Genomic DNA, 11,613 nt, shown 5'->3' on the forward strand with positions numbered 1-11,613 from the left:
AAAAACGTAGGAGCCGGCTGACCGACGATGGCGTCAATCAGAGCGCTATCGCCGAGCAGCCGGCTCCTACATGGGTGTGGCTTACACGCTGTACTTCAACAGCACTTCGGACCGCCCTTGCCGCCGTACCGCGCTTCCTGGCGTTCACGGAAGAACGCCTCGTACGACATCACCGGCTTGTCCGGGTGCTTGGTTTGCATATGCTCGACGTAGTTGTCGTAGTCGGGCATGCCGACCATCAGGCGCGCGGCCTGACCGAGGTATTTACCGAGGCGACTCAGGTCATTGAACATGGTTGCAATCCTCGGGTTACGCGTCAGGCACAGCCTGGTAGGGCGATTCTTTATCCGTACGTTCCTTGCTGCCCCAAGCCGCGATACCGACCTTGAGCGCGTAGAACAGGATGCTGAACACCACCAGCAGGAACAAGGCAGTCAGGGTCGCGTTGGTGTAGGCGTTGAAGATCACGTGCTGCATCTGCGTGATGTCCTTGGCCGGAGCGAGGATCTGACCATTGGCCATCGCATCGCTGTATTTCTTCGCCAACGACAGGAAGCCGATCGCCGGGTTGGCGTCGAACAGCTTGATGAAGCCTGCAGTCGTGGTGCAGATCAGCAGCCAGACAGCCGGCAGCAGGGTGACCCAGATGTAGCGCTGGCGCTTCATCTTGATCAGGACCACGGTGCCCAGCATCAGGGCAATACCGGCCAGCATCTGGTTGGAGATGCCGAATAGCGGCCACAAGGTGTTGATGCCACCCAGCGGATCGATCACGCCCTGGTACAGCAGGTAGCCCCACAGGGCCACGCAACCGGCGGTAGCAATCAGGTTGGCGGTCCAGGATTCAGTGCGTTTGAGCGCTGGAACGAAAGACCCCAGCAAATCCTGGAGCATGAAACGACCGGCACGGGTACCGGCATCCACCGCGGTCAGAATGAACAGGGCTTCGAACAGGATCGCGAAGTGGTACCAGAACGCCATGGTGTTCTCACCCGGCAGTACTTGGTGGAGGATCTGCGCGATACCCACCGCCAGGGTCGGTGCCCCACCGGCACGGGCCAGGATGGTGTTTTCACCGATGTCCTTGGCCACCGCCTGCAGTTGTTCCGGGCTGATGACAAAACCCCAACTGCTGACAGTCTGCGCCACGGCCACCACATCACCGCCGACGATGGCCGCCGGGCTGTTCATGGCGAAGTAAACGCCAGGCTCGATCACCGAAGCCGCGACCATGGCCATGATCGCTACGAAGGACTCCATGAGCATGCCGCCGTAGCCGATGTAGCGGGCATTGGCTTCGTTATCCAGCAGCTTGGGCGTGGTCCCCGAGGAGATCAACGCATGAAAGCCCGACACCGCGCCACAAGCGATGGTGATGAACAGGAACGGGAACAGGCCGCCTTTCCATACCGGGCCAGTGCCATCGGTGAACTGGGTCAGGGCCGGCATTTTCAGCTCGGGCATGGTGATCAGGATGCCAATCGCCAGGGCGATGATGGTACCGATCTTGAGGAAGGTCGACAGATAGTCACGGGGCGCCAGGATCAGCCACACCGGCAGCACCGCGGCGACAAAACCGTAGCCGATCAGCATCCAGGTGATCTGGATGCCGGTGAAGGTAAACATCTTGCCCCAGACCGGATCGGCGGCCACCTGCCCCCCCAGCCAGATGGAACCCAGCAGCAATAGAACGCCGATCAACGAAATCTCGCCGATGCGGCCCGGGCGGATGTAGCGCATGTACACGCCCATGAACACCGCGATCGGAATGGTCGCCATCACCGTGAAGATGCCCCACGGGCTCTCGGCCAGGGCCTTGACCACGATCAGCGCCAGTACCGCGAGGATGATGATCATGATCAGGAAGCAGCCGAACAGCGCAATGGTGCCGGGAATACGCCCCATTTCCTCACGAACCATGTCGCCCAGGGAACGGCCGTTACGTCGGGTGGACAGGAACAGCACCATGAAGTCCTGAACCGCACCGGCCAGGACCACCCCGGCGATCAGCCACAGGGTACCGGGCAGGTAGCCCATCTGCGCCGCCAGGACCGGGCCCACCAAGGGACCGGCGCCGGCAATGGCCGCGAAGTGGTGACCGAAGAGAATGTGTTTATTGGTCGGCACATAGTCCAGACCGTCATTGTTGAGCACGGCGGGAGTGGCCCGACGTGGGTCCAGCTGCATCACATTATTGGCAATGAACAGACTGTAGTACCGGTACGCCACCAGATAGATGGCCACCGCGGCCACCACAATCCACAAGGCGTTGATCGCCTCGCCGCGACGCAATGCAACTACGCCGAGGGCGCACGCTCCTACGATTGCCAGCAGCAGCCAAGGGACATGGCGCAGCAGGCTATTATTATTTTTCATTTTTTTATTCCGGCCAGGGGGATAGAAAAACAGCATTTCGAGTGTAGCGCTACTGTTCTCAAAGACCACCCCCCACGTTGGTCTAGAGCCTTCTTTTATCTTGTGAGCGGCATTTTTTGGGACATTTTTCTGCGCAAGGCGCACCGCCACAAAACCCTGAATCAGCCCCATTCGTCCGGCAAGCCGCGAGCACGGCGGCATTGCATTTTTTTTGCGGTCCGATGGCTTTGTAGCGACAGTCATAAACCGGGGTCTATAGTCAGTGCACCACGCAGAGGGCCAGCCCATGAGCGAGCAACACGCCGAACGCCGACGCTTCAAACGCATCGCCTTCGATGCCACGACTGAACTGAGTCAAGGCACCCACCGCTGGCCGGTGCGGCTGCTGGACCTGTCCCTCAAGGGACTGTTGATCGAACGCCCCGATCCCTGGCTCGGAGATCCCAACCGCCCCTTCGAAGCCGATGTTCACCTGGGCCTCGATGCCGACGTGCGTATGGATGTGCAACTGGCCCACGACCATAACGGTCAGTTGGGCTTCGTCTGCCTGCACATCGGCCTGGAGTCCATCGAACACCTCAGGAGGTTGATCGAGCTGAACCTTGGGGACCCCGAGGAGTTGGAGCGGGAACTGGGTGCACTGATCAGTATTTGATCAAAAGCACCCGTGTTCAGGGGAACAGCGCGGTTTCGGGAAAGTCGCTTTCCGTGTCCCAGTAACCCGCTTGCTGCCGCGAAGATGCTGTCCATTGGCCGTCGACATAACGGAAGGTGCGATAGGTGGTGATGAACTCTTCGTTCTCCATCGTCGACGCCGATGACACCTGCTGGATGCTTTCGGTGCCCCCTTCCCGGGACGGCACGATCCGCCACGCCGCCTTGCCAGTCTGGGCGAACACCAGCGGCTGCCTTTCCCCTCCTTCCCCCAGATAGAGCACCGAGTCCAGCTGACCCTGCTGCGGCATCAGCACTTGCGTGGCCGGACCACTGTAGCTGCCCATGGGGGCGGTCTGGTCGACAGTGAGGAAAAACGCCGGCGATGGCAGGCCGTTGAGCGGCGCCTTTTCCACCGTGGCCAGGGGATAGTCCAGGGGCTTCTGCGCCAGCACCTCGCCGCTGTCGGAAACCAGGCGCACCTGAGCGCCCAAGGGCGTGGTCGGGTGATCGTCCTCGGACTGGGCAAAGCTGTCGGCGTCCAAGCCATTGCCCCAGCTGTCGGCGTGCAGTTGCGGCGTGATGCGCACATCCTCCAGCACCTCCAGCAGCGAACCATCGCCCACCAGCACTTGCTGGGCCACGCGATAGCCCTCGGGCACCTCGCTCGGCTGCGCCACGGCAAAGCCGCTGCCACACAGCAGGCTGAGGCCCAGCCACCAGCCCTTCAACTTTGTCATGCCCATTACCTGCTTCCTTCCATGAGAGCCCAGCTCGATTTATTCGAAGAGCGCATCCAACGCCTGTTCCAGGCGGGTCACGGCAATGATCTTCAAGCCCGGCGGCGACTCTTTCGGCGCATTGCCCTTGGGCACGATGGCCCGTTTGAAGCCGTGCTTGGCGGCCTCTTTCAAACGCTCCTGGCCGCTGGGCACCGGACGCACTTCACCGGACAGGCCGACTTCACCGAACACCAGCAAGTCATGGGGCAGCGGACGATTGCGCAAGCTCGACATCACGGCGGCCATCAACGCCAGGTCGGAGGCGGTTTCCAGCACCTTGACCCCACCCACCACGTTGAGGAACACGTCCTGGTCATGGGTCGGAATCCCGCCGTGGCGGTGCAGCACCGCCAGCAGCATGGCCAGGCGGTTCTGATCCAGGCCCAGGGTGACCCGGCGCGGATTGGCCAGGTGGCTGTCATCCACCAGCGCCTGGACTTCAACCAGCATCGGCCGGGTGCCTTCCCAGGTGGCCATCACCACGCTGCCGGGCACTTCTTCCTGAGCTCGTGTGAGGAAAATCGCCGAAGGGTTGGACACCTCCTTCAGACCGCGGTCGGTCATGCCGAACACACCCAGCTCGTTGACCGCACCAAAACGGTTCTTCACCGCCCGCAGCAACCGCAGGCGGCCGTCGGACTCGCCTTCGAAATACAGCACGGTGTCGACCATGTGCTCCAGCACCCGCGGCCCGGCCAGGGCGCCTTCCTTGGTCACGTGGCCCACCAGGAAGATCGCCGTGCCGCTCTGCTTGGCGTAACGCACCAGCAAGGCCGCGCTCTCGCGCACCTGGGACACGCCGCCGGGAGCCGATTGCAGCTGTTCGGTGAAGATGGTCTGGATCGAGTCGATCACCATGACCTTGGGTTTTTCCACCCGAGCGGTGGCGATGATGGTTTCGATGCAGGTCTCGGTCATCACCCGTAACTGATCCTGGGGCAGGCCCAACCGCCGGGCGCGCATCGCTACCTGCTGCTGGGACTCCTCGCCGGTGACGTACAAGGCCGGCATGCGCGTGGCGATGTTGCACAGGGTCTGCAGCAGGATGGTCGACTTGCCGATCCCCGGATCGCCGCCGATCAGCACCACCGATCCGTCCACCAGGCCACCGCCCAGCACCCGGTCGAGTTCGCCGGAGGCAGTGGAGAAACGCGGGATTTCCTCGACGCTGACTTCCGCCAGGGTCTTGATCTGCGCCTGCTGCCCGGCCCAGCCGGTGCGCCCGGCAGGTGCCGCGGCGCCGCCACTTTCGATCATGGTCTCGGTCAGGGTGTTCCAGGCCCCGCACTCACCGCATTGCCCGGCCCATTTGGGAAAGGTGGAGCCGCACTCGGTGCAGCCGTACATGCGCTTGGCCTTGGCCATCTGAACCCCCGGCAAAAACCGCGATGATAGCTCAGCTGGAACCGATCAGCGCGGCGCCGTGGTGCGTATCTGCCCGCTGGCCAGACGCGTGGCGCTATTGCCCAGCGGGTCTTCGGCATTCAGGTCAGCGCCCTTGGCGGCCAAGGCGTCCAACAGTTCGACCCGCTTGAACAACCCGGCGTACATGGCCGCCGTCTGCCCGGCGCCATTGCGCTGATCGGGACTGCAATCGGTCGCCAGCAAACGCCGAGCGATCTGCACCTCGCCCTTGAAGATCGCCCCCATCAACGCCGTGTTGCCGCGTTTGTCCTGGGCACAGGCATTGGCGCCGGCGTCCAGCAGGCGCTCCACTGCCAGACCCTGGCCGTGATAAGCGGCGAGGATCAATGCCGTGTAGCCCTTTTCATCCTGGGTATCGAGGGAGTAACCAGCCTCGATAAAGGTGTCGAGCATTTCCACATCGCCCCGGCGGGCGGCATCGAAATAGTAGTGTTCCAGCTGCACCTTGACCGCCACCGGGTCGGCGGCGGTCGCGGGTTCGGCCGCCGGCTGCGCGTAGGCGGCAAACGAACAGGCCGCTGACAGCAGCGCTGTAAAAAGACGCATGGCGCGACTCCTCTGTCGGAAAAAGTCGTCACGCCCAGGCGGGCGTGACGGAGTGAAACGCGCTCGATCAATCGCTCAGCTTGGCCGCCAGCGCCTTGACCCGAGTCAGGTCGCCCTTGGCCACACCGGTCACGCCGGTGCCGTACTCCGGGTCGGCCTTATACAGGAACGACAGAATGATGTGCTTGCTCTCGTCATCGGTGGTGGCCAGGGAGCCGCCAAAGCTGTCGATCAGGTCCTGACGTTCCTTCTTGCTGAAGGAACGGTACAGATCACCGGCCTGCTTGAAGTTCTGCTCGCGCTGGATCTTCGCCTGCTGGGTGCTGCCCGACAGTGCCAGCTGGCTGTAACGCGCGATTTGCGGCTCTTCGCGGGGCATCAGGCGGCTCGGCTGGTAGTTGACCCCCGTGCTGGTGTGGCCCAGGTTCATCGCACCGTCCTGGTTGCCGTTGTTCACCGGATTCTTCGGTGCGTTGATCGGCAGTTGCAGAGCATTGGCGCCGATGCGGTACATCTGGGTATCGGCATAGGAGAACACCCGGCCTTGCAGCAGGCGGTCTTCCGACGGCTCGATCCCCGGTACCAGGTTGGACGGGGCCATGGCCACTTGCTCAGTCTCTTGGAAGACGTTGGCGGGGTTACGGTTCAACACCATCTGTCCCACTTTGCGCTCGGGTACATCCGGCCAGATCTTGGTGGCGTCCAGGGGATCGAAATCAAACTTGGCCAAGTCTTCGGGTTTCAATACCTGGACATACAAGTCCCACTTGGGAAAGTCCCCTTTATTAATGTGGGTTACCAAGTCATGGGTCATATGGCTGTAATCACGCCCTTGTACCTCGACCACCTGTTTCGGATCGAGATTCTTCAGACCTTGCAGACTCTTCCAGTGAAACTTCACGTAGTGCACTTCACCCTTGGCGTTGATCAACTTGTAGGCGTGCACCCCATTACCATCCATTTCCCGGTAACTGGCCGGAGTTCCGGAGTTGGAATACAGCTCGGTCAATGTGCGAGTGGCTTCGGGAACATGAGAGAAGAAATCAAAACGTCGCGAGTCATCATCCAGGTTGGTACGCGGATCGGGTTTGAACGCGTGCACCATATCCGGGAACTTGATGGCATCGCGAATGAAGAAGGTCGGGAAGTTGTTGCCGACCAGGTCCCAGTTTCCCTCTGCGGTATAGAACTTGGTGGCGAAACCCCGTGGATCACGCAAGGTTTCCGGGGAGTGGTTACCATGCACCACCGACGAGAAACGCACGAATACCGGAGTCACCTCGCCGGCGGCAAACACCTTGGCACGGGTCAGGTCGCTGAGGTTGTCGGTGACGGTGAAGGTGCCGTGGGCGCCGGTGCCACGGGCGTGTACCACGCGCTCTGGAATGCGCTCGCGATCAAAACGCTGAAGTTTCTGGATCAGTTGCACATCTTGCAGCAACACCGGGCCGGTGGCGCCTGCGGTCTGTGAATTCTGGTTATCGCCCACTGCCGCGCCATTGTCGCGAGTCAGCGTGGCGGCCTGTACGGAAAGGGAAAGCAGACTGGCGGCAAGCACGCCCAGTACGCGTCGCTGGGAAAAACTCCCAAGGCCAAGAGAAGCGGTCATGTTGAATTCCTCTAGTTATATAAGGCGCATCTCGGTGCGCCTGCTAGAGGCTAGTGACTAAACATTTGAAAGATAAATAGAAAGGCCATAACCCATCGATTGACAGAATGTTCTGGTTATCTCGTCAAATGCGGGGTATATCGCGCGCGATCCGATGGCACTTTGAAAAAACTCTTTGCCTGTTTATCGGTCAATAACCTCGCGTGCTGTTAAAAGTTGTGTCGGCAAAATGCTTTTTGCTGAATTACACTGCCGTAACCAACCTCATCTGTAACAAGGAATAACCTATGGGCGTGCTAAGTGAGTTCAAGGCCTTCGCGGTCAAAGGTAACGTGGTCGATATGGCCGTGGGTATCATCATCGGCGCCGCGTTCGGCAAGATCGTCTCGTCCTTTGTCGGCGACGTGGTCATGCCGCCCATCGGCGTGTTGGTCGGTGGGGTGAACTTCGGGGACCTGGCAGTCACGCTGAAAGCGGCGGCAGGGGATACACCCGCGGTGGTTCTGGCCTATGGCAAGTTCATCCAGAGCATCATCGACTTCCTCATCATCGCCTTCGCCATCTTCATGGGCGTCAAGGTCATCAACCGCCTGAAACGCGAAGAAGCCGTGGCCCCTACCCTGCCACCGGTACCGACCAAGGAAGAAGAGTTGCTGGGAGAGATCCGCGATCTGCTCAAGGCGCAGAACAACAAGCCCTGATACAGGCTTCAGCACTCGAAGAAACGGCGCCCCCAAGGCGCCGTTTTGGTTACCAGTAAGTCTCCACCGCCACCTGCCCCGGCCGTCGACTCAGGCTCAGGTTCATCCCTCGCTGCTTGAGCAGCGCACGGGTGTCGTCAATCATCTGTGGGTTGCCGCAGAGCATCACCCGGGAATGCTCGGGGGTCAGTTCCACGCCAGCGGCGCGTTCCAGCTCGCCGTTCTCGATCAGTTGGGTGATGCGCCCATTGAGGCTGCCCGGGTGCTGCTCGCGGGTCACGGTGCTGATGAACTGCAACTTATGCGCGAACTCGGCCAGGTACTCACGTTGCGGCAACTCGGCAAGCAACTGCTGATAAGCCAGCTCCCTGGCCTCGCGCACGCTGTAGACCAGGATGATGCGTTCAAATTTCTCCCAGACCTCGAAGTCCTGGAGGATCGACAGGAACGGCGCAATCCCGGTGCCTGTGGATAACAACCAGAGATCGCGACCGTCGACGAAACGATCCAGGGTCAGATAGCCAAAGGCCTGACGATCCACCAACAGGCTGTCCCCCACTTCCAGGCGGCTCAGCTCGCTGGTGAACTCGCCACCGGGCACCACAATGGAAAAGAATTCGAGAAACTCGTCGAACGGCGACGACACCATGGAATAGGCGCGCCATACCGTGCTGCCATCGGCCTTGGTCACCCCGAGACGAGCGAACTGCCCGGCGCGAAAGCGAAAACCCGCATCCCGGGTGGTGCGCAGGGTGAACAAGCTGGAGGTCAGCGGCTGGACCTCGAGCAGGGTCTGGCGAGTGTACTTTTCTTCACTGGCGGTCATGACGGGCTCCACAAAAGCGATGCGCTAGTGTCCCGCAAAGCGCCGGACAGAAACACCGGCGGTTTGTAGTGGCATAGAGCGCGGGCAATCCCCGGCAAAAAAACGTACCATTTAGCCCCGCTTCGAACGGCCCGCGCCTGCGCTGTTCGAGGGTTCCCGTGCGCGCGACAGCCCCCACCGCCGGGACATTCACCGATTACCTAGAGTCCGCCCCATGCCCCTGCTTGCAAGCCCCTTCGCCCAGCTCGACCTGATCCGCCAGCCCGAACAGCAAAACGAGCCGCTGCAAGCCTTCGACGCAGCGGACGAATACCTGCTCAACCATCTGGCCGAGCAGCAACCGACCAGCGATACCCGGGTGCTGATCCTCAACGACAGCTTCGGCGCCCTGGCTGCAAGCCTGCTGGGCAAGGTCCAGGTCAGCAGCAGCGGCGATTCGTACCTGGGCGCCCTGGCCCTGGAAAAGAACCTGGTGCGCAACGGCCTGCCCTTCGACGCCCTGCGGGTGATACCGGCCAGCGAGCCGTTGCACGGCCCCTTCGACCGGGTGCTGATTCGCGTGCCCAAGACCCTGGCCCTGCTGGAAGAACAGCTGATCCGCCTGCAGGGACAACTGGCCCCTGGCGCCCAGGTCGTGGCGGCGGCCATGGTCAAGCACCTGCCCCGCGCCGCCGGTGACTTGCTGGAGCGCTACATCGGCCCGGTGCAGGCCTCCCTGGCGGTGAAAAAGGCCCGCCTGCTGGTCGCCACGCCAGAAGCCAGACCGCCGGTCGCATCGCCCTACCCGACCCGCTATCGCCTGGAGCAGCCGGCCATCGAGCTGCTCAACCACGCCAACGTGTTCTGCCGCGAAGGCCTGGACATCGGCACCCGCGCCTTCCTCCCGCATCTGCCACAGAACCTCGGCAGCGCCCGGGTCGCGGACCTGGGCTGCGGCAACGGCGTGCTGGCCATCGCCAGCGCCCTGGACAACCCCCAGGCCCACTACACCCTGGTGGACGAATCCTTCATGGCCGTGCAGTCGGCACGGGAGAACTGGCAGGCACTGCTGGGCGAGCGCGAAGCCGAGATGCGCGCCGGCGATGGCCTGGCCGGTCAGGCGCCGCAGTCCCTGGACGTGGTGCTGTGCAACCCGCCGTTCCACCAGCAGCAGGTGGTGGGCGACTTCCTCGCCTGGCGCATGTTCCAGCAGGCCCGGGAAGCCCTGGTGGTGGGCGGTGCGCTGTATATCGTCGGCAACCGTCACCTGGGTTATCACAGCAAGCTGGCGCGGCTGTTCCGCGGCGTCGAACAAGTGGCGGCCACGCCCAAGTTCGTGATCCTCAAAGCGCGCAAGTAACAGGCAAAAAAAACCCTCCGCTGGCGGAGGGTTGAAACCGCGCCGCAAGGCACGGGATGGGATGATCAGTGGGTAGTCAGGCCCGCGGCGCTCATGAACATGCGCATCAGGCTGGCCACCACGAACAGGGCCAGCACACTGCCACCCCAGATCATCGCCAGCCAGCCCAGGCGCCGCCACAGGGGCTGTTTTTCCGCCTGTTCGATTTCCTGCAAAGAGTGTTTATCGCTCATGATTTCAACTCCTGCTTGACCCAAACCCTCGCCGGGGCTGGCTGGCCAGTGAAAGCGCCGGCCAGCCAGGCACAAGGTGCAAGGGCCTGTTCGCCGGCAAGCCGGCTCCTGCCTAGTGGTAACCGTCTTCGTGGGTGACCTTGCCGCGGAACACGTAGTAGCTCCAGAAGGTGTAGCCCAGGATGAACGGGATGATGAACAAGGTGCCCACCAGCATGAAGCCCTGGCTTTGCGGCGGCGCCGCGGCGTCCCAGATGGAGATCGACGGCGGCACGATGTTCGGCCACAGGCTGATACCCAGGCCGCTGTAGCCGAGGAAGATCAGCACCAGGGTCAACAGGAACGGCGTGTAATGCGCGTTGCGGGCCACAGCACGGAGCAGGCCGTACATGGTCACCAGCACCAGGATCGGCACCGGCAGGAACCAGAACAGATTGGGCAGGGTGAACCAGCGCGCCGCGATGTCGGCATGGGCCAAGGGCGTCCAGATACTGACGATGCCGATCACCGCCAGCACCACATAGGCCAGGGGCCGGGCCAGGTCATGCATCTGCTGCTGCAGCTTGCCTTCGGTCTTCATGATCAGCCAGGTGCAGCCGAGCAAGGCATAGGCCACCACCAGCGCCAGGCCGCAGAACAGGGTGAAGGGCGTCAGCCAGTCCAGGGAGCCACCGGCAAACTGGCGGTCCACCACCGGCAAGCCGTCGATGAATGCGCCCAAAGCCACACCCTGGAAGAAGGTCGCCGCCGCCGAGCCGCCGATAAACGCCTTGTCCCAGATATGACGCTTGTCTTCCTTGGCCTTGAAGCGGAACTCAAAGGCCACCCCGCGGAAGATCAGGCCGATCAGCATCAGGATCAGCGGCAGGTAGAGCGCCGAGAGCACCACCGAGTAGGCCAGCGGGAAGGCGCCGAACAAGGCCGCGCCCCCCAGCACCAGCCAGGTCTCGTTGCCGTCCCAGACCGGGGCGACGGTGTTCATCATCACGTCACGGTCGCGGTCGTCCTTGACGAACGGGAAGAGAATCCCGATCCCCAGGTCGAAGCCGTCCATGACCACATACATCATGATGCCGAAGATGATAATCACGGCCCACAACAGCGGAAGATCAATACCCATGA

General features: G+C 61.9%; 12 protein-coding genes. 3 read left to right on the top strand and 9 right to left on the bottom strand.

Annotation, left to right across the window (positions count from 1 at the left end; all coding sequences use genetic code 11):
• Nucleotides 1–95 precede the first annotated feature (95 nt).
• Nucleotides 96–293, bottom strand: coding sequence for a YbdD/YjiX family protein (locus Q8O96_RS25745; protein WP_007937254.1), 198 nt, complete (start codon nt 291–293; stop codon nt 96–98).
• Nucleotides 294–309: 16 nt separating this feature from the next.
• Nucleotides 310–2,376, bottom strand: coding sequence for a carbon starvation CstA family protein (locus tag Q8O96_RS25750; RefSeq protein ID WP_102865428.1), 2,067 nt, complete (start codon nt 2,374–2,376; stop codon nt 310–312).
• Nucleotides 2,377–2,662: 286 nt separating this feature from the next.
• Here Q8O96_RS25750 and Q8O96_RS25755 point away from each other — a divergent pair, with 286 nt between their 5' ends.
• Entirely contained in the window at nt 2,663–3,031 is a 369-nt protein-coding gene (locus tag Q8O96_RS25755; protein WP_115580976.1) for a PilZ domain-containing protein, read from the top strand.
• A 16-nt stretch (nt 3,032–3,047) separates the two neighbouring features.
• Here the strand turns inward: Q8O96_RS25755 and Q8O96_RS25760 are convergent, their stop codons facing one another.
• The 4 genes from Q8O96_RS25760 to katB form a co-directional block, all read right to left on the bottom strand.
• On the bottom strand, nt 3,048–3,776 hold the full coding sequence (locus Q8O96_RS25760; protein WP_371826210.1) for a hypothetical protein: 729 nt from the start codon (nt 3,774–3,776) through the stop codon (nt 3,048–3,050).
• 33 nt (nt 3,777–3,809) lie between these two features.
• Nucleotides 3,810–5,177: a DNA repair protein RadA gene (gene radA / locus Q8O96_RS25765; protein ID WP_025129215.1), complete on the bottom strand. Its 1,368-nt coding sequence runs from the start codon at nt 5,175–5,177 to the stop codon at nt 3,810–3,812.
• 45 nt (nt 5,178–5,222) lie between these two features.
• On the bottom strand, nt 5,223–5,783 hold the full coding sequence (locus Q8O96_RS25770; RefSeq protein WP_115580977.1) for an ankyrin repeat domain-containing protein: 561 nt from the start codon (nt 5,781–5,783) through the stop codon (nt 5,223–5,225).
• A gap of 67 nt (nt 5,784–5,850) precedes the next feature.
• Nucleotides 5,851–7,392 carry a catalase KatB gene (katB, locus tag Q8O96_RS25775; RefSeq protein ID WP_115580978.1) on the bottom strand — a complete coding sequence of 514 codons (1,542 nt, stop codon included), beginning with the start codon at nt 7,390–7,392 and terminating at the stop codon, nt 5,851–5,853.
• Nucleotides 7,393–7,679: 287 nt separating this feature from the next.
• Between katB and mscL the strand changes: the two genes are divergently transcribed.
• Nucleotides 7,680–8,093, top strand: coding sequence for a large-conductance mechanosensitive channel protein MscL (gene mscL, locus Q8O96_RS25780; protein ID WP_102865424.1), 414 nt, complete (start codon nt 7,680–7,682; stop codon nt 8,091–8,093).
• A 49-nt stretch (nt 8,094–8,142) separates the two neighbouring features.
• Here mscL and Q8O96_RS25785 read toward each other — a convergent pair whose 3' ends face one another.
• Complete coding sequence (locus Q8O96_RS25785; protein WP_102865423.1) at nt 8,143–8,919, bottom strand: ferredoxin--NADP reductase; 777 nt, start codon at nt 8,917–8,919, stop codon at nt 8,143–8,145.
• A 214-nt stretch (nt 8,920–9,133) separates the two neighbouring features.
• Between Q8O96_RS25785 and Q8O96_RS25790 the strand changes: the two genes are divergently transcribed.
• Nucleotides 9,134–10,258 (top strand): methyltransferase, encoded by a 1,125-nt coding sequence (locus Q8O96_RS25790; protein ID WP_115580979.1) that lies wholly within the window; start codon nt 9,134–9,136, stop codon nt 10,256–10,258.
• A gap of 65 nt (nt 10,259–10,323) precedes the next feature.
• Here Q8O96_RS25790 and Q8O96_RS25795 read toward each other — a convergent pair whose 3' ends face one another.
• Entirely contained in the window at nt 10,324–10,491 is a 168-nt protein-coding gene (locus tag Q8O96_RS25795; protein WP_102865421.1) for a DUF2474 domain-containing protein, read from the bottom strand.
• Between the two features lie 112 nt (nt 10,492–10,603).
• Complete coding sequence (gene cydB / locus Q8O96_RS25800; RefSeq protein WP_102882278.1) at nt 10,604–11,611, bottom strand: cytochrome d ubiquinol oxidase subunit II; 1,008 nt, start codon at nt 11,609–11,611, stop codon at nt 10,604–10,606.
• Nucleotides 11,612–11,613: the final 2 nt, after the last annotated feature.

Origin of the sequence: Pseudomonas sp. LPH60 (assembly GCF_030718165.1) — a bacterium.
Taxonomy (GTDB): Bacteria; Pseudomonadota; Gammaproteobacteria; order Pseudomonadales; family Pseudomonadaceae; genus Aquipseudomonas; species Aquipseudomonas danubii.

Excerpts from the sequence above, each read along its gene's own strand:
- Q8O96_RS25745 (WP_007937254.1), bottom strand. The coding sequence starts at position 293 with ATGTTCAATGACCTGAGTCGCCTCGGTAAATACCTCGGTCAGGCCGCG.
- Q8O96_RS25750 (WP_102865428.1), bottom strand. The coding sequence starts at position 2,376 with ATGAAAAATAATAATAGCCTGCTGCGCCATGTCCCTTGGCTGCTGCTG.
- Q8O96_RS25755 (WP_115580976.1), top strand. The coding sequence starts at position 2,663 with ATGAGCGAGCAACACGCCGAACGCCGACGCTTCAAACGCATCGCCTTC.
- Q8O96_RS25760 (WP_371826210.1), bottom strand. The coding sequence starts at position 3,776 with ATGGGCATGACAAAGTTGAAGGGCTGGTGGCTGGGCCTCAGCCTGCTG.
- radA (WP_025129215.1), bottom strand. The coding sequence starts at position 5,177 with ATGGCCAAGGCCAAGCGCATGTACGGCTGCACCGAGTGCGGCTCCACC.
- Q8O96_RS25770 (WP_115580977.1), bottom strand. The coding sequence starts at position 5,783 with ATGCGTCTTTTTACAGCGCTGCTGTCAGCGGCCTGTTCGTTTGCCGCC.
- katB (WP_115580978.1), bottom strand. The coding sequence starts at position 7,392 with ATGACCGCTTCTCTTGGCCTTGGGAGTTTTTCCCAGCGACGCGTACTG.
- mscL (WP_102865424.1), top strand. The coding sequence starts at position 7,680 with ATGGGCGTGCTAAGTGAGTTCAAGGCCTTCGCGGTCAAAGGTAACGTG.
- Q8O96_RS25785 (WP_102865423.1), bottom strand. The coding sequence starts at position 8,919 with ATGACCGCCAGTGAAGAAAAGTACACTCGCCAGACCCTGCTCGAGGTC.
- Q8O96_RS25790 (WP_115580979.1), top strand. The coding sequence starts at position 9,134 with ATGCCCCTGCTTGCAAGCCCCTTCGCCCAGCTCGACCTGATCCGCCAG.
- Q8O96_RS25795 (WP_102865421.1), bottom strand. The coding sequence starts at position 10,491 with ATGAGCGATAAACACTCTTTGCAGGAAATCGAACAGGCGGAAAAACAG.
- cydB (WP_102882278.1), bottom strand. The coding sequence starts at position 11,611 with ATGGGTATTGATCTTCCGCTGTTGTGGGCCGTGATTATCATCTTCGGC.